At 34.9% G+C, this 22,967-nt stretch carries 28 protein-coding genes and 1 pseudogene; 10 read left to right on the top strand and 19 right to left on the bottom strand.

Annotated features, from left to right (window positions below; genetic code table 11):
• Positions 1–129 precede the first annotated feature (129 nt).
• From CO726_RS19165 to CO726_RS19175, 3 genes and pseudogenes are all read left to right on the top strand, one after another.
• Positions 130–1,092, top strand: coding sequence for an AAA family ATPase (locus CO726_RS19165; protein ID WP_099685320.1), 963 nt, complete (start codon positions 130–132; stop codon positions 1,090–1,092).
• Entirely contained in the window at positions 1,092–2,306 is a 1,215-nt protein-coding gene (locus CO726_RS19170) for a DUF58 domain-containing protein (RefSeq protein WP_099685321.1), read from the top strand. The genes CO726_RS19165 and CO726_RS19170 overlap by 1 nt, the downstream gene beginning before the upstream one ends.
• Positions 2,303–4,530, top strand: a pseudogene (locus CO726_RS19175) (transglutaminase TgpA family protein). The gene CO726_RS19170 and the pseudogene CO726_RS19175 overlap by 4 nt, the downstream one beginning before the upstream one ends.
• A 98-nt stretch (positions 4,531–4,628) precedes the next feature.
• On the opposite strand, the gene bsaA reads toward CO726_RS19175, so the two are convergent.
• A complete protein-coding gene (gene bsaA, locus CO726_RS19180; protein ID WP_088081382.1) occupies positions 4,629–5,111 on the bottom strand; it encodes a glutathione peroxidase in 483 nt (160 codons plus the stop codon).
• 225 nt (positions 5,112–5,336) lie between these two features.
• Between bsaA and CO726_RS19185 the strand changes: the two genes are divergently transcribed.
• The 3 genes from CO726_RS19185 (at position 5,337) to CO726_RS19195 (ending at position 7,134) form a co-directional block, all read left to right on the top strand.
• Positions 5,337–5,546, top strand: coding sequence for a DUF3925 family protein (locus tag CO726_RS19185; RefSeq protein WP_098761213.1), 210 nt, complete (start codon positions 5,337–5,339; stop codon positions 5,544–5,546).
• Between the two features lie 96 nt (positions 5,547–5,642).
• The gene (locus CO726_RS19190; protein ID WP_099685322.1) at positions 5,643–6,614 is read left to right on the top strand and encodes an MBL fold metallo-hydrolase; all 972 of its coding nucleotides are present in this window, start codon (positions 5,643–5,645) and stop codon (positions 6,612–6,614) included.
• A gap of 85 nt (positions 6,615–6,699) precedes the next feature.
• Positions 6,700–7,134 carry a hypothetical protein gene (locus CO726_RS19195; protein WP_099685323.1) on the top strand — a complete coding sequence of 145 codons (435 nt, stop codon included), beginning with the start codon at positions 6,700–6,702 and terminating at the stop codon, positions 7,132–7,134.
• A 57-nt stretch (positions 7,135–7,191) separates the two neighbouring features.
• Here the strand turns inward: CO726_RS19195 and CO726_RS19200 are convergent, their stop codons facing one another.
• A complete protein-coding gene (locus tag CO726_RS19200) occupies positions 7,192–7,872 on the bottom strand; it encodes a DUF3600 domain-containing protein (RefSeq protein WP_099685324.1) in 681 nt (226 codons plus the stop codon).
• The gene (locus CO726_RS19205) at positions 7,869–8,447 is read right to left on the bottom strand and encodes a sigma-70 family RNA polymerase sigma factor (RefSeq protein ID WP_099685325.1); all 579 of its coding nucleotides are present in this window, start codon (positions 8,445–8,447) and stop codon (positions 7,869–7,871) included. The genes CO726_RS19200 and CO726_RS19205 overlap by 4 nt, the downstream gene beginning before the upstream one ends.
• Before the next feature lie 206 nt (positions 8,448–8,653).
• On the opposite strand from CO726_RS19205, the gene CO726_RS19210 reads away from it, so the two are divergent.
• Together CO726_RS19210 and CO726_RS19215 are read left to right on the top strand one after the other, a co-directional pair.
• Entirely contained in the window at positions 8,654–9,640 is a 987-nt protein-coding gene (locus CO726_RS19210) for a quinone oxidoreductase family protein (RefSeq protein ID WP_099685326.1), read from the top strand.
• 27 nt (positions 9,641–9,667) lie between these two features.
• On the top strand, positions 9,668–10,306 hold the full coding sequence (locus CO726_RS19215) for a hydrolase (RefSeq protein WP_099685327.1): 639 nt from the start codon (positions 9,668–9,670) through the stop codon (positions 10,304–10,306).
• A 45-nt stretch (positions 10,307–10,351) separates the two neighbouring features.
• Here CO726_RS19215 and CO726_RS19220 read toward each other — a convergent pair whose 3' ends face one another.
• From CO726_RS19220 to CO726_RS19245, 6 genes are all read right to left on the bottom strand, one after another.
• Positions 10,352–10,735: a VOC family protein gene (locus tag CO726_RS19220; RefSeq protein ID WP_099685328.1), complete on the bottom strand. Its 384-nt coding sequence runs from the start codon at positions 10,733–10,735 to the stop codon at positions 10,352–10,354.
• A gap of 55 nt (positions 10,736–10,790) precedes the next feature.
• Positions 10,791–11,600: a sugar phosphate isomerase/epimerase family protein gene (locus CO726_RS19225; RefSeq protein WP_136699746.1), complete on the bottom strand. Its 810-nt coding sequence runs from the start codon at positions 11,598–11,600 to the stop codon at positions 10,791–10,793.
• A 215-nt stretch (positions 11,601–11,815) separates the two neighbouring features.
• Complete coding sequence (locus tag CO726_RS19230; RefSeq protein WP_097949690.1) at positions 11,816–12,985, bottom strand: DEAD/DEAH box helicase; 1,170 nt, start codon at positions 12,983–12,985, stop codon at positions 11,816–11,818.
• Between the two features lie 20 nt (positions 12,986–13,005).
• Positions 13,006–13,533 (bottom strand): hypothetical protein, encoded by a 528-nt coding sequence (locus CO726_RS19235; RefSeq protein WP_136699748.1) that lies wholly within the window; start codon positions 13,531–13,533, stop codon positions 13,006–13,008.
• Positions 13,534–13,623: 90 nt separating this feature from the next.
• On the bottom strand, positions 13,624–15,312 hold the full coding sequence (locus tag CO726_RS19240; RefSeq protein WP_099685371.1) for a formate--tetrahydrofolate ligase: 1,689 nt from the start codon (positions 15,310–15,312) through the stop codon (positions 13,624–13,626).
• A 94-nt stretch (positions 15,313–15,406) separates the two neighbouring features.
• Positions 15,407–16,087, bottom strand: coding sequence for a class I SAM-dependent methyltransferase (locus tag CO726_RS19245; protein ID WP_099685330.1), 681 nt, complete (start codon positions 16,085–16,087; stop codon positions 15,407–15,409).
• 205 nt (positions 16,088–16,292) lie between these two features.
• Here CO726_RS19245 and CO726_RS19250 point away from each other — a divergent pair, with 205 nt between their 5' ends.
• On the top strand, positions 16,293–16,631 hold the full coding sequence (locus CO726_RS19250) for a permease (RefSeq protein WP_099685331.1): 339 nt from the start codon (positions 16,293–16,295) through the stop codon (positions 16,629–16,631).
• A 29-nt stretch (positions 16,632–16,660) separates the two neighbouring features.
• Here CO726_RS19250 and CO726_RS19255 read toward each other — a convergent pair whose 3' ends face one another.
• From CO726_RS19255 to ytfJ, 4 genes are all read right to left on the bottom strand, one after another.
• Positions 16,661–16,873, bottom strand: a complete 213-nt coding sequence (locus tag CO726_RS19255; protein WP_000711202.1) for a hypothetical protein — start codon at positions 16,871–16,873, stop codon at positions 16,661–16,663.
• 69 nt (positions 16,874–16,942) lie between these two features.
• Positions 16,943–17,263 (bottom strand): hypothetical protein, encoded by a 321-nt coding sequence (locus tag CO726_RS19260; RefSeq protein WP_000761180.1) that lies wholly within the window; start codon positions 17,261–17,263, stop codon positions 16,943–16,945.
• A gap of 51 nt (positions 17,264–17,314) precedes the next feature.
• Positions 17,315–18,091 (bottom strand): oxalate:formate antiporter, encoded by a 777-nt coding sequence (locus CO726_RS19265; protein ID WP_000014090.1) that lies wholly within the window; start codon positions 18,089–18,091, stop codon positions 17,315–17,317.
• A gap of 160 nt (positions 18,092–18,251) precedes the next feature.
• Positions 18,252–18,677, bottom strand: coding sequence for a GerW family sporulation protein (ytfJ, locus tag CO726_RS19270; protein WP_000349987.1), 426 nt, complete (start codon positions 18,675–18,677; stop codon positions 18,252–18,254).
• 134 nt (positions 18,678–18,811) lie between these two features.
• Here ytfJ and CO726_RS19275 point away from each other — a divergent pair, with 134 nt between their 5' ends.
• Positions 18,812–19,597, top strand: coding sequence for a GNAT family N-acetyltransferase (locus CO726_RS19275; protein ID WP_099685332.1), 786 nt, complete (start codon positions 18,812–18,814; stop codon positions 19,595–19,597).
• Positions 19,598–19,623: 26 nt separating this feature from the next.
• Here CO726_RS19275 and CO726_RS19280 read toward each other — a convergent pair whose 3' ends face one another.
• The 6 genes from CO726_RS19280 to CO726_RS19305 are packed head-to-tail and all read right to left on the bottom strand — an operon-like array spanning position 19,624 to position 22,916.
• Complete coding sequence (locus CO726_RS19280; RefSeq protein WP_099685333.1) at positions 19,624–20,505, bottom strand: phosphotransferase family protein; 882 nt, start codon at positions 20,503–20,505, stop codon at positions 19,624–19,626.
• Positions 20,506–20,536: 31 nt separating this feature from the next.
• Complete coding sequence (locus CO726_RS19285; protein WP_099685334.1) at positions 20,537–20,965, bottom strand: GNAT family N-acetyltransferase; 429 nt, start codon at positions 20,963–20,965, stop codon at positions 20,537–20,539.
• The gene (locus tag CO726_RS19290) at positions 20,962–21,288 is read right to left on the bottom strand and encodes a cupin (protein ID WP_099685335.1); all 327 of its coding nucleotides are present in this window, start codon (positions 21,286–21,288) and stop codon (positions 20,962–20,964) included. The genes CO726_RS19285 and CO726_RS19290 overlap by 4 nt, the downstream gene beginning before the upstream one ends.
• 12 nt (positions 21,289–21,300) lie before the next feature.
• Positions 21,301–21,786 carry a GNAT family N-acetyltransferase gene (locus CO726_RS19295; RefSeq protein WP_098761228.1) on the bottom strand — a complete coding sequence of 162 codons (486 nt, stop codon included), beginning with the start codon at positions 21,784–21,786 and terminating at the stop codon, positions 21,301–21,303.
• The gene (locus CO726_RS19300; RefSeq protein WP_099685336.1) at positions 21,783–22,343 is read right to left on the bottom strand and encodes a 2'-5' RNA ligase family protein; all 561 of its coding nucleotides are present in this window, start codon (positions 22,341–22,343) and stop codon (positions 21,783–21,785) included. Before CO726_RS19300 ends, CO726_RS19295 begins: the two co-directional genes overlap by 4 nt.
• A gap of 6 nt (positions 22,344–22,349) precedes the next feature.
• Complete coding sequence (locus tag CO726_RS19305; RefSeq protein ID WP_099685337.1) at positions 22,350–22,916, bottom strand: GNAT family N-acetyltransferase; 567 nt, start codon at positions 22,914–22,916, stop codon at positions 22,350–22,352.
• Between the last annotated feature and the right edge of the window lie 51 nt (positions 22,917–22,967).

Consider the following 22,967-nt stretch of genomic DNA (forward strand, 5'->3'; position numbering starts at 1 on the left):
AATTAGAGTAAATAATCTGAATATTCTCAGAATTTAAGATAAGATCTTTACTGCCCACAATTAGAGAGAGATAAATTCTATTTTCCACTAAATAGATTAGAAAACGATAATACAATTAGGAGGATTACGATGCACCAACTTGATTCATTACATCCCATTATAGAAAAAATAATTAAAAATATTGAAAAATTAATGGTCGGAAAACGAAAAGAAACGATTTTAGCTTTGACAGCTCTCTTAGCTGAAGGTCATGTACTATTAGAAGATGTTCCTGGCGTTGGGAAAACAATGCTAGTACGTGCTCTTTCTAAATCCATTGATGCTGATTACAAGCGAATTCAATTCACACCTGATTTACTGCCGTCAGATGTAACAGGTGTTTCTATTTACAATCCGAAAGAGCTACAATTTGAGTTCAAGCCCGGACCAATCATGGGGAATTTTGTACTTGCTGATGAAATTAATCGTACATCTCCAAAAACACAATCTGCCTTACTTGAAAGTATGGAAGAAGGCAATATTACAATAGATGGCATTACTAGACCGTTACCAAAACCGTTCTTTGTAATGGCTACACAAAATCCGGTCGAATATGAGGGAACATATCCTTTACCAGAAGCCCAGCTCGATCGTTTCTTATTGAAGCTAAAAATGGGATATCCTACACCAGAAGAAGAATTTGAAATTTTAAATCGGATGGAAAAAACAAATCCCCTCTCCCATTTACAAGCTATTACTACAATAGAAGAATTACTTTATTTACAACAAAACGTACGGGAAGTAAGTATGGATAAAGCAATCAAGCATTATATTGTAAAGCTTGTTAGTCAGACTCGTTCTTATAGTTCTATACAGCTAGGTGCAAGTCCACGTGGCTCGATTGCTTTAATGAAAGCTTCACAAGCTTATGCATTTATCCATGGCAGACATTATGTTATTCCAGACGATGTTAAATTTTTAGCTCCTTACGTATTAGCTCACAGACTCATTCTAAAAATGGAAGCAAAATTTGAAGGAATAACAGGGGATCAAGTTATCGCAAAAATCGTTGCACGAACTACCGTGCCTACTCAAAGGAAGATGAACCTTTGATGAAACGAATACTACGAGTACTATATCATTTTACTAAGTTATCACTCATTCCGTTATGCCTAGTCTTAACATTTGTATACGCTATGCTTCAAGGAGGATTTGTAAGTTGGTTTTTGTTTTACAGTACGATTCCTATTTGCCTTTATTCACTATTACTCCCCTTCTACGCTTTACGGGGCACTGAAGTAAAACGAATAACAAATCAAGACGAATATGTAGCAGGAGAACCATTTGTAAGCACGATTACAATAAAAAGAAAATTTCCTTTTCCCTTACTTTATTTAATTATAGAAGATGAACTGCCATCACAATTTACAAATTGTAGGCAAACAAAGATGAATAAAGTAATACTCTTTCCAGGATTGAAACGAAATATTTCGTTTCAATATGTAATTGACACAATCCCTAGAGGAGAGCACATTTTTTCAAGCATACGTGTCAAAACTGGTGATCTATTCGGTATGATGGAGAAAGAAGTAACTTTTACAGTTCCAGATACCTTTTTAGTCTATCCCCAGTATGTAAATATAGCGTATCAACAATTGGAAAATCATTTCGAACAAGGAACGCTTTCAGCAAATCTAAATTTAGCAAAAGACTCTACCATTTCTGTCGGTGTCAGAGAATATAAACCTGGCGACCGCTTTTCATGGATTGATTGGAAAGCAACTGCACGAACAAACAACATTATGACGAAAGAGTTTGAACAACAGCGCAGCCATAATATTATGATATTCATAGACAGAACCGAGTCCCCTCTATTCGAATCAGTCGTCACATTTACTGCCTCTATTGTCAGGGCTGTCTTGAAGCAAAATTCACCAGCATCATTTGTGTCTGCCGGAAAAGAACGAACTTTTTTCCCTTTAGACAATGGAGATAGTCAGTTGCATCAAATCTTTTGTCATTTAGCGAAAGTACAAGCGGACAGTGTATTCCCGCTCTCTCGGAGTGTAGAAATCGAATTAAGAAAAATTTATGAGCCCGTAACGATACTACTCGTGACAAGCAATCTTTCTCCCGATATTCAAAAGGCGGCTGACTTTGCTGCTATAAAAAATAGAAAATTAATGGTGTTTGTCGTAAAAGAAAAAGCGAATCAACTCTCACATCGAGAACTCAGTATTCTAGAAAATCTACAAAAACGAAAAATATTTGTAAATGTGGTTTATGAAAACCGATATACAAACGTGGTTTTTGAGGTGAGCAAATGATAACATTACAAACAAAAAAACAGTGGGATATGAGTAGATTCTTCATGCATGCATGTGCATTTTTACTATTACTAGAATGGCTAAGACCACTTATAAGTATTACAAACGTAGGTAGATTAGATATTTTTGTAATATTTATAGGAATTTGCTTCACCCTTTCTTTTTTTCAAACAAGGTGGCAGGTTCCAATAAAGATCGTCACGATTTTATTCATCATTCATTTCCTGTATTATAAAAATGCTTTTATAAATCCATCTTGGCTAACGAAATTTTTTACTGATATTTCTCGAAATTCCTCCCTGTTATTCCAGGGGAATTTGCTAGATATCTCTCCAGTTTTTCCAGCACTTTTATTTTTTTTATCATTTTGGTTTTTGAGTGCCTTCATCTCTTTTTGGATGATTCATAAAAAACGTGGGTTGTTATTTCTTATATTGACTATTATTTATATCACAATTTTTCATAACTTACATGTATACAATGCAAACTACGCTATTATTCGTACTGTTGTCATCGGCTTTTTTATGCTTAGTCTTCTTCGCATAGAACGAATAAAAGAGATGGAACACTTACAAAATTATGCTAGAGAAATCTCAAAATTGCTTAGACCTCTTACAATATTTATTGTATTGTCAGCAACCATCGCATACTTTGCTCCAAAATTTGGCCCTCAATGGCCAAACCCAATGGATTTTTTAAAATTCAACACATCAGAAGCAAGTAAAAAACAAGACGTTTCTAAAATTGGGTATGGTTTAGATGACTCGCGATTAGGCGGTCCTTTTAAGGCGGATCCTACAATTGTTTTCACAGCAGCAACGCAAAACAAACAATATTGGAGAGTAGAAACAAAAGATTTTTATACAGGAAAAGGCTGGAAAGTTTCTGAAAATCAAAAAAAGTTTCTTTTAAAAATAAAAACGACGTCATGAGCTGGTACGAACAAAATACAAAAACAGAAACAACCGAGGCAACAATCACCATGCAAAAAAGTTATCCTCACCTTACCTATCCATCAGGATTAGTATCAGTTGAAGCTTCTTCTGATGTATCATACAGCGTTGACCCATTTTCAGAAAAAATTTATACGATGCACGGAGACTCTTCTACTACTTTACATTCATATAAAGTAACATATGAGATTCCGGAGTTTTCCATAGAAAATTTGAAAGCTGTAAAAACGAATGAGGGGCATGAAACAAGTCCTTATTTCATGACAAAGTACACACAACTTCCCGAATCATTACCGCAGCGAGTAAGAGACTTAGCTGTTAATCTTACACATGATAAAGACAACCGGTATGATAAAGTATTAGCTATTAAAGATTACTTCACAGACAACTCTTTTGTATATGAAACAACGAATGTCTTATTTCCCGCCAAAAACCAAGATTATGTAGATCAATTCCTTTTTGATACAAAAAGTGGCTACTGTAATAATTTCTCGACGTCTATGATCGTGTTACTTCGTTCTGCCGGAATTCCTGCTCGCTGGGTAAAAGGCTATACAGAAGGAACTCTTAATAATACACTTGTCTCTGCAGAAGGTGAGAATGTTTATAAAATCGCGAACGATAACGCACACTCTTGGGTCGAAGTATATTTCCCAGAATACGGATGGATCCCGTTCGAACCAACAAAAGGATTTACCAATCCCTATAACTTTACAAATAATACTCCTGCTCTTACTATACAAAATAGCGAAGAAACAAATTCTCAAAACGAGCAAATACACCAACGGAACAATGAAGCAAAGCTCAAAAATTTAATAGACGATACAGAAGAAACTCCTACTAAAAAGATTACAAATTCTAAAAATGAATTTCCCTGGTGGTACGTGTTTCTCTCTACGATATTGATTAGTATTATAGGATACATTCTCTTCACCACTAGAATAAAATGGATTACACTTTTTATTATTCTTTTCTATAAATATCGAAAAGATGATGCTGTTTATAGAAAAGCTTACGGTGCACTTTTAAAACAATTTGCGAGAATCGGTATACCACGAGGGAAAAGTCAAACATTCCGAGAGTATGCTCTCCACATCGATACACTTTACAACTCGGCTGATATGCAACAACTTACTTTCAGTTATGAGAAAGCTATGTATCAAAAGGGGCAGACCGCAGCTGAATGGAAGAAATCCATACACTTATGGGAAGTACTTATGAAAAAAGCAGCTTCTCCGCCTAAATCAAATGACTTCCATTCAGTGATTTAATTTTAAGTAATGTGAGTTGAAAGAAAACGCCTCAAAGAACTACATCGTTCTTTAAGGCGTTTTTTAATAAACATAATAAGAGATAGGCTAGCTTCTAATTATTCTCCAAGCACCTTCTCAATCTCAACCTCTAAATCCACCGGCTTCGTCTGCGGCGCAAAACGCCCTACTACTTTCCCGTCTTTTCCGATTAGAAATTTAGTAAAGTTCCATTTCACTGCTTTCATACCGAGTAAACCTGGTGCTTGTTCTGTCATGTAAGTATACAGAGGATGAGCCTTATCACCTTTCACATCAACCTTTGCAAACATTGGGAAGTTTACACCGTAGTTTAATTCACAAAAACTAGTAATATCTGCTTCTGTACCTGGTTCTTGTCCTCCAAATTGGTTACAAGGGAAACCGAGTATTTCTAGTCCTTGATCTTTATATTTATCATATACTTCTTGTAATCCTTTATATTGCGGTGTAAATCCGCATTTACTAGCTACATTTACAATAAGAAGTGCTTTTCCTTCATAATCTTGTAACGATTTTTCTTCTCCTGTTATTGTTTTAGCTGAAAAATCATAAACTGTCATTGTTCCTACCCCTCTCTTCACTATCATTCTATGTTTATACTATACTACATTCATGAATATACAGCTCTTATTACGTATTTACCCCCTCGAAATGAGAGCGCTTTATTTATGTTCAAAAATTCGACACAAACTACTAGACTTTTATGATGGAAAGTTTTACAATTAATTTGTGAACAAAATGTGACAGTTTATATTCCATTATAAAAGAAAAGGATGGTGTTCATTATGAAAACTGCACAACATGAAACGATTTCAAATCGCGAGTTTTATTTCGTACTATATATGATGTTATTGTATGTTATTGGCTGGGTAATCGATGTAAATGGTTTATTCTTAAGCTCCTACTTTAATTTAGCAGGAGAAATTATGCTTCCATTAGTTGGCGGCGTTGTTGGATTGTTCGTTATGTCTATTAATAAACAACAAACGAAATAATAGTATTACAAAAAGGCAGAAGACGAGCTTTCGTTTTCTGCCTTTTTGTATTTTTAGCGTATAATAGTTACATATCGTATATAAGGAGTGGTAAAGATGAAAAAAGTAGAGCAATTATCTTCTCACCTATATCTTATTGATGATTTCGATCTACAACATAATGAACGAACAGGTACGTACGTTTTATTAGGTGACGATATTACTTTAATTGAAACTTGTGCAGCCCCTTCTCTTCCGTATATTTTAGATGGCTTACAACAATTACATATTGATTTAAACGATGTAAAAAACATTATCGTTACACACGTTCATTTAGATCACGCTGGGGCAGCTGGTTTAATGATGGAAAAGTGTCCAAATGCTACTTTATATGTGCATTCTCGCGGTGCTCGTCATATGATTGATCCAACAAAACTCATTTTAGGTGCAAAAGCTGTGTACAAAGAAGATTTCGATAAACTTTTCGATCCAATTCTTCCTATAGAAGAAGAACGTGTTCATATTGTACAACACGGTGATACATTACAAATTGCAGAAAACCGTACACTTACATTTTACGATACACCGGGACATGCTAAGCACCATATTAGCATTCACGATTCATTAACAAACGGTATTTTCACTGGCGATACAATTGGAATTTATTATAGAGAACTGGCAGACCTTGGTGTAGAGCTATTTCTACCATCAACGTCTCCTTCTCAATTCCAACCAGATGCGATGATTGCTTCTAAAAATCACATTCAAAGTATGAATGTAGATACAATTTATTTCGGCCATTACGGTGCATCATCCAATGTTACAGAAGTATATAACCAACTAGAACATTGGCTACCTATTTTCGTTCATACTGGTAAAGAGGTCTTTGAAAAGTATAATGATTTCGATGAAGCGACTAAAGCTTTACAAACTGTATTAATGGATAGGATCTCTTCTCATCTTACAAAGTCAAACGTCCCATCAGATCATTCCGTTTATAACATTTTACATTTAGATATAGAAATTAGCGCAATGGGCATTATTGATTATTTCACGAAGCAAGAAAAAGCAAACTCCACTATTAACTAACAGTAAAAGAAGAGATATACAACAGTAGTTATTGTATATCTCTTCTTTTTTTGAATATATTTTGAGCAAAGGATGGTGGAATGTAATGCAAAAAGTGATGCTATACCTCTGCTTCACATTATTTATCGTCTTATTATTATTTGTCGGAGTGAAAATTCAATTTTATTTAGATACAGACGCGCAAGTGAACTTTAACGTTTATCCAAGATTATTATACTTTACACTCTTCCCTCTTATAGTTGGCATTTTATTACGATTCCTTCAATCTATTAATCGGGTAACGAGTAAACAAAACTGGCGCTGTCAACCGGATAAATTTATTGCTATTACGTTGCCTACGCTATTCATTTCCTTTTCTCCAGCTCTACTCTTTTCACCAGTTGGTGCGTACCTACCTTATTTAGCTAATATTATTCTTATAAATACAACTTTTGTTACGATAATTAGTTTAATAGCGGGTTATTCACTTTTAGATTGTTTTATACAAAAGGATAATGCAAATATGAAAAAATATAATTGAATACTTTACTTTCTTTCAATAAAAAAAGCTCACAGCTAAAGCTATGAGCTTTTCTACTTATCTCACCTTTTCATCTACATACTCCATAAACTGCTCCGCTTTAATAAATCTTTCTTTGTATGCGTCAGGTACATCTTCTACTTTCATTCCACCCGTTGACTTTGTTTTTACTTGTACGATTTCATATGTCATTACAGCTTCCACATAGCGATCAAACTCTTCTCTTGTTAATACTTCTTTACTAGATTTATGACCATTTAATTTATCAAAGTATGGTTGAAGATCCATACTTATCTTTTTCATTTCTTCTCTTTTTTCTGGTGATAATTGATCATAATCAATATTACCGTTCGAATCCCCATACGTAAGTTTTGCATTTGTTAATTTTTTTAGTTCTTTTGTAAACTCTTCATATTCCTTCGTACCCATTTCATCTTTCGCTTCTGATAACTTTGCACTAAAACGCATGTACGCCTCTAATGTCATCGTTCCAGCATGTTTTTTTAAGTTTTCAAAAGATCCGTATATACCATCCGCCATAATAGATTGATACGCAAAACCAGTCGTCGGGATTAAAAAAGCCGCTGCAAGTACTCCTGCGATAAGGCGTTTTTTCCTCTTACTTCCACCACGATTCATTTTTATTTGAACGATTACTTTTTCTTTCAACTCCGGCGGGGCAACAATCCTCTTGGCTTCTTCTTGTATAGATTCTCGAACTTTACAATCTAAACTCATTTCACATTCCCTACCTCTCCTAAAAAGATTTCTTCTATTTGCTCTTTTTGACGTAGTTTCTTTAATGCCGCGTGAATTCTAGATTTTACTGTACCAATTGGAATATGTAATATTTGTGCTACTTCTTCTTGTGAGTAGTCGTGCAAGTATCTTAAAATAATAACTTGTTTCAATTTATATGGTAATTTATGAATGAGTTCGATTAGTTTTTGGTTTGATATTTTACTTATAACATCGTTAGAAAAATCAATTTGTACTGGTTTTCTTTGCTCTTCTGCTTTTTTTATAATTCGTAGTCGCATCCACCTCTTTCTTCTATAAGAATGAATTTGTTTAATCGCAAGCCCAATTAGCCAAGGACGAAATGGCTTCTCGCTATCATATTTACGAAGCGATTCATATAGCTGTATGTATATTTCTTGAACGACATCATCTACATCCGGTTTATCATCTATTAAAAAATGTGCTGTTTTATATACTTCTTGAATCGTTTTATCATACAACTCGCTATATGCTTCTTTATTGCCTGATAAAGTTAATTGAATTAAATGTGCGTAATTTATTTCACCCTTCATATACCAGCCCTCCTTTGTCTTACACTATATATTGGCAAGTAATCCATATTCCGTTCGATTTTTTCAAAAGTTTTTTATATAAATTAATATAATGATTCAATGGGTTCATAAGCTTCACTTATAACCATGCATAACTATTATATAATTTTCCAATTTCTAATGACGCTTTAAAATGATTTATATAGTCAAATTTAGGAGGATATATGATGAAAGCTATTATTGTAGCGTCGTTCGGTGGTCCTGAAGTGATGCAATATACAGATGTGGATATACCCGTTATTTCAGACAATCAAGTGTTAATTCGCATTGTTGCTACTAGTGTAAATTTCGCTGATATTAAATCACGTTATGGCAAAAAAGGAAATAAAGCACTACCTTTTATTCCAGGGATAGATGCCGCTGGTATTGTAGAACGTGTCGGTTCTCAAGTTAAAAATCTTCATCCTGGACAGCGAGTCATTGCTTTTCCTCAAAATGGATCTTACGCAGAATACGTTGTTGCAAACGAAAACCTTACTTTTGCTTTACCTGATGAAGTCGATTTTCAAATTGCAGCTGCTTGTCCGATTGTATCTTTCACAAGCTATAACTTACTCGTAAATGTTGCACGGCTTCAACAAGGTGAATCTGTACTCATTCATGCAGCGGCTGGCGGAATTGGTACTACAGCGATTCAACTTGCAAAACTATTAGGGGCTGGCAAAGTTATTGGTACTGTCGGAAGTGAAGCCAAAAAAGAAATTGCTTTAGATGCTGGAGCTGATTATGTTATTTGTCATCAAGATGAAGATTTTGTAGAGAAAGTCAATGAGCTGACAGACGGAGAAGGCGTTAATATCATTTTAGACTCTATTTCTGGAACTGTTTCGGAAAGAAGTTTACAATGTCTTGCTTATTATGGTCGCCTCGTTCATTTCGGTAATGCTAGCGGTGAAATTGGCAATTTCCAAACGAAAGATTTACATGCAAGTTGCCGTTCTATACTCGGTTTTAGCTTTGGAACCACCCGAAAAAAACGTCCTAAACTACTCCAAGAAACTGCAAATGAAGTTTTCCGTTATTTGCGTGACGGACGTTTGCAAATCAAGGCTACGAAATCTTTTACACTTCAAGATGCAGGGAAAGCACATGAATGGGTCGAAAGTAGACAAAGTACAGGGAAAGTAATACTAACTGTTCAGTCCTCTTCCTGATGAATACTTGAAACCGAGGTGTCATTCATGGGATCACGAATTATGCATGCTATTATCGCTAACGGTATCGCCGAAAAACTATGTATTCAAGACAAAACTTCTTTCATACTTGGAGGGGTAGCCCCTGATGCGGTTCATTCAGCAGAAGAAAAAGGAACTTCACACTTTTACGCTGGCACAACGAAAAACTATACGAGAAGGATAGATTTCAATTCTTTTTTTCAAAAATATAAAGTTCATATGGATTCCCCTTTTCTCTTAGGTTATTACACCCATCTCATTGCCGATGATAATTGGCTAAGCGGCTTTTTTCTACCGTGGCTAAAAAATAGAATAGAAAACGACGAAACTATCGCACCTATGTACTATAACGATTTTAAATTGTTAAATGCAAAGTTGCTTTATCATTACGATAAAGAACAACAGCTCTTTTCTCTACTCAATCAAGAGGCTCACATTGTGGATATTGAAGAGGTTTCTAAAGAAAACGTTTTAGCTTTTCGAAAGTATCTTTTTGAAGATATGCTGTATCCAGAGCAACATTTGCATAAAGACTTACAGGTGTTTACGCTTAATCAAATTGTCGGTTATATTGAAACTGCTATTGAAAAAGGAACATTTTTTATTAAACAACTCTCTAATGAAAAATTCATTTCAAAGATTTAATCCCCCTTAAATATATTTGAGGGGGATTTTCACATAACAATATTATTATTGGTTCTTTTCCATAACCGCAAAATAATTGCCTTCACTATCAGCAAAGTTAAATACTTTACCAAAAGGCATAGTTACCATTTCGCCAACTGTAACATTTTTATTTTTTAAATCTGTATATAATTGATCCAGATTTTCTGAGAAGAACATTAAGGACGGTGTACCAAGATTTAATTCTGGGCTCATCTTAGAAATAACTTCTTTATTATGTAGTATAATGCTCGTTTCAGCACCGTTAGTTGGAGCGATTTCAATCCATCTCATTCCTTGTTTGTTATCTTCCTCTGCAACTACATGAAACCCTACCTTTTCTGTCCAAAAATTGACTGCCTCATCTTGATTATTTACATATAACATAATTTGTCCAACTTTATGAATCATTTGTATTCCTCCTAATGTTTTTTATATTCTATGTAGCTTTCTACAAGTGCTATCGCTATTCCTTTTGAGTTGATATGTACTTCTTTGCAAAATTTATCGACTGACTTATCCCATCCAGTTCGCCAAAATAATCATTTCTTTCAATCATGTTATATCCGTCGAATCCAATTTCATCTAATACTTTGAAGAATATATCGAAATCTACTTCACCATTTCCTGCTGCTACTTCTATATACTTACTTGAACTATCACTTTTCACTTCTTTACAATCTTTAATATGAGTTTGTACTATATAATCTTTTAATAGTAATAAATCTTCTTCCGGATTTTCATTTACATCACTTATTAAATTTGCTGGGTCAAAGTTAACCGCTAATCCTTTTGAATTTATATTTTCTAAAAACCGCTTTAACACTATCGCTTTTTCAGATCCCGTCTCAATAGCGAAGAATCCTCCAAATCTGAATGCTAAGTCCCCTATTTCATTACAAACACGTATCATTTTATCATAGGACTCACTATTTTCATCATCTGGGATTTTCCCAATATGGGCTGTTACTATGTTAGCTCCTAACCTTAACCCTTTATCAGTAATATATTTAAAACTCTCTATTGCACATTCAGCTTCAGTTCCTATTATTCCATTTTCTCCGAAGCTAATTGCTAATGATGGTATTTGAATCTCATTAAAAGATAAGTTTTCTTTTAAAGTGTTCCATTGTACCTTTGAAATGTTAGCTAAGTTGAAAGTCGGATTCATAGCATATAATTGAATATATTCTACCTCCCATTCTATCGCCTTCTTTATTCCTTCGTTTACTTCAATATGTTTCGTATTTAAAAACATTCCTAATTTCCTATCCATATGTGTACCTTCTTTTTATTATTTCGCATCAGTTTAATATTCGACTCTTTTTATATTATTTCCTTGTATAAACCAAATGAATACACTAGCCTTTTATCGATACTCCCAGTAGAAGCATATATGATAGGTACATAAAAACACCAATACAATTCCCTTTATCACTTGTTTACAAACAAAAAAGACGTAACTACAAATAGTTACGCCTTCCCCATCATTTATCTAGGTTTTTTCTTCCCTGTAAATGCTGGTTTCTTTTTCTTTGGTGCTTTCGGTTTCGTTTCTACAAATGATCCGTTAAACATTTCTTGCTTCGTAAACACGATACCTAGTTTTTTTGCAAATTGAAGTAATTTACGCTCTTCTTGTTGTGTTACAAGAGAAACGACTGTTCCTTCTTTACCCATACGTCCTGTACGTCCTGAGCGATGAATATATTGGTCTACTGTGTCTGGTAACTCTAAGTGGATTACATGTGTTAAATCATCGATATCTATTCCACGTGCTGCAATATCAGTAGCAAGTAGAATTTCTAATTTCCCGCCGCGGAATGCACGCATCGTTGCTTCACGTTCTTGCTTACTTGCCTCTGCATGAAGAGCTGCTGCTTTCATTTTACGGAATTTCAATTTCTGAGTAATTTCATCTAAACGGAATGGGTCGTTTAAGAAAGCAACTGCTTTTACATCACCCATATGCATAATTCTTCTTACATAATCATTCTTTTCGCGTCGCTCACAAATGATATATGTGTGCTCAACTAAGCTTTTTGACTCTGCACGTGTTACACGTGTTAATTGTGGTTCAACTGCTAAATCACGTGCTGCGTCTTCTGCAGCCTTTGTCATTGTCGCCGAGAAGAATACTAATTGACGATCGCGCATCGTTGATTTAATTACATCTTGCACAGCACCCATCATTTTTTGTTTTACAATTTGATCAAACTCATCAAATACAATCGTTTTCACTTCATGCATTTTTAGCTTTTTCATACGAATTAATTCTAAAATACGGCCTGGTGAACCGACAATTACTCTCGGGTGTTTCTTTAATTTTTCAACTTGGCGCTTAATATCTGCACCACCAATTAAAGATGCACCTGAAATTTCAGTTCCCGCTGTAAACTTTTGAACCTCTTCATGAATTTGCATTACAAGCTCACGTGTTGGCGCTAAAACAACAACTTGTGGTTGTTTTACTTCAGGATTAATTTTATGTAAAAGGGGTAATAAGTACGCTAATGTTTTTCCTGTTCCAGTTGGAGATTCAGCTATAACGTCTTGTCCTTCTAAAATAGTTGGAATCGCTTGTTTTTGAATTTCAGTTAATTCTTTAAAACCAGCCTTCTCCCAAGCTTGTTGTAAAAATGGTTGCATATCTTTAATCATTTGTTTTTTCTCCTTTATCTCTATTTTTGAAGAAAATGTTGTATTGTTCGCACCGTTTCTATCATGTGTGAAATAACAGCTATTAAATCATCAACATGGTCTTCTGTAATCGCTTTTTGAAATAGAACCTCTACCTTATTATGATATGAAATCGCTTGCTTATTATATTCGTATGAAATTTTCTGCGTAATCATTCTTTCTTTTCCCCATATAGAATGCATGAAAGTTTCAATTTCTTCGCACACTACTTCTGTTTTTTCTATGGGGAATGAAAATGCTAATTTCATTTCACAACCTGGTGTAAATTGTGGTACTTCCAATATTTCACCAGACAAGTTCTTTGCATCTACAGATAGTGAAAATGTTGCTTCTACTAACGGTTCGAATGGTTCTGTTAATTGAAATGAAATATGATATATACGACTTAATGAAGCAAGGTCCATCATATCCTTTCGATCTGTTACAAGAATATCTCCATGTAAATCAAAATCATAAACAGCGCCTTCTACGATTACTTTTAAATTATCAAAAGCAGTTGGATCAAACATAATTTCCTCCAAAAAACAGGCGCCTTTCGATGGAAAGGCGCCACTTGATGTATATATAGTTTACAGATAAACGAGATGAATTACAACCTTTTAGAATAAACCTACTGCTTTTCCACCTTCATTTACATCCATTTGTAGTGCTGCTGGCTGTTTTGGAAGGCCTGGCATTGTTAACATTGTTCCTGTTAACGCAACGATAAATCCTGCACCAATAGATGGTTTTAGCTCACGAATTGTAACGATAAAGTCAGATGGACGACCTAATTTCGTTGCATCATCAGAAAGAGAATATTGTGTTTTCGCCATACAAATTGGTAGGTTACTCCAGCCTTCTCCTTCATATTGAGCTAATTGCTTACGTGCTTTCGGAGCAAATTCAATATCTTTTGCTCCGTAAACTTTTTGAGCAATAGTACGAATTTTTTCTTCTAATGGTAATTCTAATTCATAAAGTGGTGCGTAGTTGTTCTCACCTTTTTCGATTTCTTTTAACACTTTTTCAGCAAGGTCAACTCCGCCTTGACCACCTTTCTCCCAAACCTCTGTTAAGGATACCGCATAGCCACGCTCATTACACCACTCTTGTAAGTATGTAACTTCTGCATCTGTATCTGTAATGAATTTATTAATTGCAATTACGAAAGGCACACCAAAGCTTTGAATTGTTTCAACATGCTTCTGTAAGTTTTCCATACCTTTTGCTAATGCATCTACATTTTCTTCTTTTAATTGATCTTTTGCTACACCGCCATGCATTTTAAGCGCACGAATTGTCGCAACAATAACAACTGCTTCTGGTTTAATACCAGCTGCACGAGCTTTAATATCTAAAAACTTCTCAGCGCCTAAATCAGCACCGAATCCAGCTTCTGTAATAACATAATCACCTAATTTTGCTGCCATTGTTGTAGCGATAACACTGTTACAACCGTGAGCGATATTCGCAAATGGTCCGCCGTGAATAATAGCTGGTGTATTTTCTAACGTTTGTACTAAGTTCGGCTTTAATGCGTCTTTTAATAATAGTGTTAACGCACCTTCTACACCTAAATCTTTAACCGTTACAGGTTGATTTGCAAAGTTATAAGCAACTACGATTCGAGATAGACGTGCTTTTAAATCTTGAATATCTGTTGCAAGGCAGAATACGGCCATAATTTCAGATGCTACTGTAATATCGAAACCGTCTTCACGTGGTACACCTTGAACTGGTCCACCAAGACCAATTACTACGTTACGTAGGGCACGATCATTTAAGTCAACACAGCGTTTCCAAACGATTTTACGCGTATCAATTCCAAGTGTGTTTCCTTGTTGGATATGATTATCAATAAACGCTGCTAACGCGTTATTGGCAGTTGTGATCGCATGGATATCTCCAGTAAAGTGAAGATTAATGTCTTCCATTGGTACAACCTGTGAAAAACCACCACCTGCTGCTCCGCCTTTTAGTCCCATCGTTGGTCCAAGAGATGGTTCGCGAAGTGCAATTACTGTTTTCTTACCAATTTTATTAAAAGCTTGACCTAAACCAACTGTTACTGTTGATTTACCTTCTCCAGCTGGAGTTGGGTTAATCGCTGTTACTAAAACAACTTTACCGTCTTTCTCATTCTGTAAGCGCTTAAAAATATCAAGAGATAGCTTACCTTTATAATGCCCGTATGGCTCTAATTCATCTTCTAAAATATTTAAATCAGCTGCAATTTCTTGAATCTTCTTCATACTCGCTTCTTGTGCGATTTCAATGTCGGATTTAACTGTTGTAGTAGTTGTCATATACCCTAGTCCCCCTTTAATTGGTTCTGATGATATTGTATCAGTTTTTTGTATTTTCTGCACTTATTTACCTCCTAAAAATTCTTTCATTTCTTTATACGTTTTTTAACATAAATACCCATAAGAACGTTAACGATTGTTGTAATTCTGTAGGTAGTTGACCTAACATCTTCTCATTTACTCCGCGCTTATATACACCGATCCCATCTATAACTTCAAAACCTTGTTCTTTCGCTAACTGTTCAAATTCCCAAGGCATCATCGTATTACAAACAACGTCTTTGCCGTATAAACGAGGATAACTGTTCTCTCGTGGTTTTGCGGTCGGTCCTAAAATTGCAATACATGCATATCCATCTCTTTTTAAAACACGCTTTATCTCATTTAATGCTCGTAATGGCTCCTCGGTCCACTCTAAAGAATTAATTGCCATAATTGCTTCAAATTGTTCATTTTCAAATGGTAAGGAAGAAAGATCTCCTTTTATAAAAGATAAATTCGGTCCTTCTCCGCGCTCCTTCCCTTTTTGAATCATCACTTCTGATAAATCTACACCAACTGCTTTATATCCCGCGCGACTTAATTTATATGTACCGTATCCATCACCACAACCAACATCGAGCACTTGCGCTTCTTTCTTCACATAGTGTTCAAAAAATGGAATAATTGTACTCCTACTCCCGCTGTCCCACATCTCCTGACTATTTTGATTCCAAAATTCCGCACTACTATCCCATTTTTTCTCTGCTGATTCATGCCAATTAAATTTCGTCATGCACTCCCCTACCTTCACGTTTTATCATTCATTTCATTCTACATCATTTTCTAAAATTCCTGTTTTATCTTCATAAGGAGATGTACATGCTAACGATGGAATTTTTATTCTCCAATTTTTGCTTTACTTGGGTTTAACTCATACTCATGTTCTTCTCTTTATGAAAGATACTATAGGTACACCCAATTGAAAGAGAGGGATGTACATGCGAAGAAAGAGAAATCATCATTTTAAAAGTGGTAAAAAAAACGAAGAGTATGCAGCTGAAATATCACCAGCTGGCATTCCAATTAGACATAAGCGTAAAGACATTGCAAATGAAATAGAAGGTACAAATACTGGTGCAATGATAGGCTATGTCGCTTTATTTCTTTCGCTTTTCTCAATTGCATTTTATCCAGTTACACTCGGTTCTCTTGCGATTTTAGTTGGCTTATTAGCTGTCAATTTCGGAGCACGAACACTTGGATATACAGCAATTGGTTTTGGTAGTTTTTCTGTTTTATTCACTTTATTTTATCCGCTTGCTTTGTCAGCGTTTTAAAAAAACACACCAAGTTATACTTGGTGTGTTCATTCGTGATACAACATAATATGACCGCATCCACAACAATGCTTCGCTGTAATTTCTTGAAACACTGGATAATTTTCTTCATCTCGATGCTCAATAAACACCTTTTCAAATCGATACATATTTGGTGCATACGCCCAATCTTGTTTTGTACGTGCGTATAATGTAGAAGAGAAAAACTCCTCACCACCGCAAACAATACATTCCTTCTTCATCAATACCCCTCCTATGCTTGTCTTACTTCATCTATATGAACATAAGCATAAGAAAAAGACCTTCTATTACTAGAAAGTCTTCTCTGAAACAAAAAGAAATGTACCAAACATTCCTACTCCGCTATATTCTTTCGTAACATCAGCTTCTGTTTTAAATGTTTGCTTTACAGTCATAAAGAATACACCATTTCGTGCATCTGTACTTTCAAATTTTAGTTTTTCTTTTTTACCATCTACATTTTGCGTGCATTCAAAACTACTCTCGTCACATTTCAATGCATACTTATCTTCTAGATACAATTTAAAATCTGATTCTTTCGGACAAGTTATAAGTAAAATTGCCACAAGAATAATACTTACAATACCCACAATTGTATAATATTTCTTCATTTGTACTCCTTTCAAAAGACAAGAAAACTTGACTGCATGCGCCAAGTTTTCTTAGTCCACAACCCATTGCCACTCTTGCTCTTTCTTATCAAAAATGAGCCACCCTGTCTCTGTTGCTTCTTCTTTTAATTCATCGATATTATCTAGCACCTCATCCGTACTTTCATACGAACCCACTACATATACCGGAATTTCAAGACCCCTTCTTGACTCAATTTTCCCTGCCAGATCAATATAAAGACCATCTTCCATTAATGGAATAAGCCCCATAATCACTTCTTTTGAAATTGCTGGGAAAATTTTTGATTTTTGGAAGAAAGAAAAACGTTTCTTACCGAAAGCACCGAGTTTATAAGGAATGACTTTACTTAACATCCCTACAAAGTCTGCAATTCTACGATAATACACTTTGTTGTACCATCCGTCATCATGTGAAAAATAAACAAATCTATTTTTCAATAACGGAAAGAACGTTCTTGCAAGTGGTTCTTTTTTGTGAGCCAAATATAAAAGCTCTGCAATTTCTTTTGGCTCTAGTTCATCTAAATCGCTTGCATCATCAAAATCTACCCAACAAAATTCATCAAATTCATCAATCTCTGCTTGAATTAACTTATGTATATTTTCTTCCTCAACATATTCAAATAAAGTATGATAATGAAAATCTGTCCATTCAAAGTTATGCTTTAAAAGCAACACTTGATGAAGCGGTGAAGGGATGTTACTTGCAAACTCTTTAAACGTAATTCCTGATGTAATAAAACAATGACCCCGACGATTACCATTAATATATATCATATTCTTTACTTGGTCAGATCCTCCAGACAAAGCACCTAGCCACCTTCGTTTTATATGTTTCAATTCTATAGCATATTTTAACATGAAAAATTTTAGAAACATAGAAAAAACTTCAAAAACTATTTACAATTTCATGAGTTTTATTACATAGTGATTACAAGAAAAAACACCTGCTCGTGAGCAGGCGTTTTTAAAGGATTTCATCTGGGTTTTGAGGATGATGATTTCCCTCTTTCTTTTCATCTTTTTGGAACATCGATTGAATTTTATCAATTGTTTGTGGGGCTAATTCAATCATTTTTTCTGCTAAATGTGTCGCATTTTGTAAATGTAGAATATTTACTCCATCTTTATTCACCACAAGAAATGCGACTGGTGTAATAGAAACACCACCCGCGCTACCGCCACCAAATGCAGGGTTTCCGTTCGCTCTTTGTCCATCATTCGTTTGGAAATCAGAACCTCCTGCTCCAAAACCGAACGCTACTTTAGAAACCGTTAACACCACACCACCGTCAGCCGTTTGAACAGGCTCTCCAACAATCGTATTTACATCGACCATTTCTTTTAAATTTTCCATTGCCGCTTTCATTAACCCTTGAATTGGATGATCCACCGTTCATAACCTCCTTTGTCATATCTTTCCTAGTTTTTCCGAAAGTTTGTGAACTAAACATAAAATTTTATATTAATTTCAAAAAACTTAAGTTGTAATATTTAGAAAAAAATAAAAAATGAGTTCGATTCGTTATGATGCGAAAATTAACAAAGAAAGATCATGAACAAGTATTCGCTTACCTAAAAGAAGAAGCAGCCCTTAACTTATTTATTATTGGAGATATTGAAGCTTTTGGTTATGAGACAGATTTTCAAGAACTATGGGGAACATTCAAAGAGAATGGAACATTACAATCGATTTTACTCCGCTTCCATGATGAATTTATACCGTATAGTAAAGAAGAGTTTGTAGTAACTGACTATGAGGCGCTTCTTTCCGCATATAAGCCGCTGAAACTCTCTGGTAAGTCAACTATTGTAGAACGATTTGAAACTGTTTCAAATATACAGCTCGGTACTAAAAATGAAATGTATTTTTGTGCATGTCTAGATGCCAACAACTTACCTAGTACGCCTGCCCAAGAAACAATTAAACTTGCCACACTAGAGGATGTAGAGCGAATAATACAATTACGAAGTAACATCGCTGAATTCCCGACTGCTAATGAATCAGAGAAAATATTAAGACAAGCTCTCGAAACAAATACAGGACGTACGTATTATATTGAAAAAGACGGTGCTATTATCGCATCCGCCTCTACATCTGCTGAAAATTCATTATCCGCTATGATAATTGGCGTATGTACACATCCGAATTATCGCGGGAGCGGATATGCTTCGCTTATATTACAAAAAATGATTCGGGACTTTACGAATGAAGGCCGAACACTTTGCTTGTTTTATAACAACCCGACTGCTGGACGAATTTATAAACGATTAGGGTCTAAAGATATTGGGATGTGGACGATGTATCGATAATAAAAAGCCGATTTGAAATCGGCTTTTTATACATACTGTGCTATTCCAGCTTCAAAGGCTTTCTTATCATTATTTAGTACACCAAATAATGCTTCTTGAAGCGCAAATGTACTCTTATAAAAATACATTCGCTCCTTTACTGCTTCTAAATTAGGATAATAGGCTTCAAATAGTTGTAAAAACTCCTCTCCATAACTAGCTAATATCCCTGCAAAATCATAAGCAGGATCTCCAATGCTCGCACCACCAAAATCTAAGACCCCTGAAATATCCTTTTTTGTTGCACTATATAAAATGTTTGTCATGCCAAAATCCCCATGAACAAGACTGGGTGTAAAATTAAAATGGCTCTCTTCATTCAAATGCATTTCAAAAGATTTCGAAACTTCTTTTTTCGCCTCTTCTCTCATGTATGGATAAACATAATCTTTTAATTGACTATACAAACTATTTATTTCTGAATACATATCAGTAGTATCATATTGCATAATACCTTCAAATGTAGATAATGGAATTTCATGCAACTCTTTTAAAAATCTCGCCAATGTGCATGCAAGTGTCTGTAATTGCTTTTCATCATTTATTTCCGTAAAAATATTTTTCAAAAACGGGTCCCCTTCAATCATCTCATATCCTGCAAATACTTTTCCTGGTACTTCATCTTGAAACCCTTGATAACTTGGATTGGGAATTTGAAGCGTAATGAAGGGTCTTATTCTCTCTAGTAACTGTTTTTCTATTCGAAGTTTCTGAATACCTTTTTCATATTTCGGAAAACGGAATACTATATTATCATTTACAATTAACACATCATTATTTTGACCTATTTCATTTATATACACGGAATTTATTTGTAATTCAGGATACAAACTTTGTAAATACGCAACATACTCATTTTCTTTTCTCATTCTTTCTCTTCTCCCGTTCAAACTATTATTCTCACTTCAAAGTCATAATTACCTGTCTTTCAACAAAACCAAACTCTTCGTACATCTCTTTTGCAAAATTTCCAGCAAATACATTCAAACGAATTTCTGAATAATTCTTTTGTAATTCCTTAATACCAGCCTCCATTAATTTTCTTGACAATCCTTTCCCGCGGTACTCTGGAAAAACATACAATTCGTATATAAACCCTAGTTTTTCATGAGAAAAATAGTCCGTATTTTCCCCTATTAATATCCATCCCATTACACTGTTTTCTTCTTTAACGACTAAATAATACGCTCCCTTTTCTACAATCGGCCTTGTAATTTCAATCGCTTTCTCTGTACTTAACTGACAATTTCCCCTCGCACCTTCAAAAAGTGATTGAGCTGCATACTGTATTATTTCATTCGTTTCTTCTCGATTTGCCTTTTCTATCATTTTTCACAACTCTCCTCTTTAATAGGCATTAATCCATGTTCTGTACTCGTCTCATGAAGCTCCCTCTTCTCCCAAAACACAGCTTGTCCCGCTTCCACCTTCACTTTTTCTTTATCTGCCCCACATACATATCCTTCGCCGTCCACAATAAGAAGCAGTTGCGATACAACTGCTTCATGATATCCAATTATTCCATTCTCTCGTAAATGCATAGCACCGATATGTATATTCCCTTGATGATTTAATATTTTCGACATTATGAAATTAGATTGAAATGCTGTGATTTGCTTTCCCACTTCTTCACTACAATCAAAAATTTTCATTACCGGTCCTCCTTATACGTATAAAACCATCCTTACTGTCTGCATCATATGTCCTTCAAAATCTTCTTCAAATTCCTCTAATTGTGCAAAACCTTTCGCTTCATAAAAACGTTTTCCTTTTTCATTCGCTGCTTCTACATGAATATATAGTTTCCGAATTCCTTTTAATACCGTTAACCCTTTTTGTAATAAAGCACTTCCTATCCCTTTCCCTTGCTGATCTGGTAACAAATAAATTGCTCCTAATTCCGCTTCGTTTTGCAGTCTAACAGGTGAAAAATTTGCAAAGCCAATTACTTCTCCCTCTTCTTCCGCAACCAATAAATGTGTATTTTCAAGACGATATTTCATTTTTTCATCAGAATAGGCCTCGTCTAAAAAGCTGTCTTGAATCTCTCTAGGAATAATGCCTTCGTATGTATCATGCCAAGCTATTTTCGCTACTGATTGTACAGCATGAATATCTTCTTGCTTCATTTCTCTAATTACATATGTCATCTCGATGTCTCCATTCTCTTTAAATTATATTCTGCTAATATACTAGAAGAAATGGCAGAAGCATTTTCATAATTCACCTTAATTAATTTTAATTTTTCAATTGAAGCCGTTGCAAAATCAGATTTTTCATATATATATTCCATTACACTTAAAAACTGATTTGTATGTAACCTATTTGCAATCGTACAATGCGGAACCCACTTTCCCGGTACGTAATATGAATTTGGGTTGTCATGAAAAGTTTTAAAATAATCATGATAAGTATGGTGAAGTTTTAACAATTCATCGGTAACAGTCGGTGCTAGAAAGACCGTTCCGTTAGTAGGAAAAATTCCAACAGAAGGAAAAGTTACCTCAGCCATATTCTCTTGAACAGCTACAAACTTCCCTAACTTCTCCGTGTATAAATGAACATCTAACTCATTGTAATCAGCTAACGTAATATGAGGTTCTACTCCGGCTAATTGATTTGTGCCAATGATATTTGTTAATTCATTTTGCAATTCTGTAATTTTATTAGTAAACACACGATCAAATGTAGCAATAATAGCGTACATACTTCTTCACCCCTTTGTTACACATAGCGCTTCCCATTCTTCACGAATCATTCCCATTCGAATAGAATCGTAGTACGTTCCGTTATAGTATCGGCATTTGCGCATTCTACCTTCTAAGCTCATCCCTATTTTCTCAGCTACTTTCATCATTCGTTCATTACCAGACCAAGTCGTGAGCCCTACTCTACCAATCTCCATCTTTTCAAATAACAAATCTCGATATAACGTTAACGCTTCTGTACCGTATCCACCATTCCAGTAAATTGGATTATAAATCACAATTCCCATCTCCAACCAACGCGTCGGTTTATGCTCCCAATAAAATCCGACCGTCCCTATAACTTGACCGTTATTTTCTATAATTAAATTGGATAGAGGTTCTTCTTTTAAACGAGTTTGCATCTTCTCCTTATAGGATGAGTATTCTTGCATTGAAAACGAAAAATACGGTGCATCCCATTTTTTCCATTCTGGATTTTCTTCTTTAAATACGAGGTTCCATAATGTTTTTATATCTGATTCTTCAATTGTACGAATTGTTACTTTATCCCCTTTTACTATTACGTTTTGCATAATTCCCTCCTACAATCCTCTTTATTTCATATATAATTATAATATTTTTTC

The sequence above is a fragment of the Bacillus fungorum genome (genome assembly GCF_002746455.1).
In the GTDB taxonomy this organism is placed as follows: Bacteria; Bacillota; Bacilli; order Bacillales; family Bacillaceae_G; genus Bacillus_A; species Bacillus_A fungorum.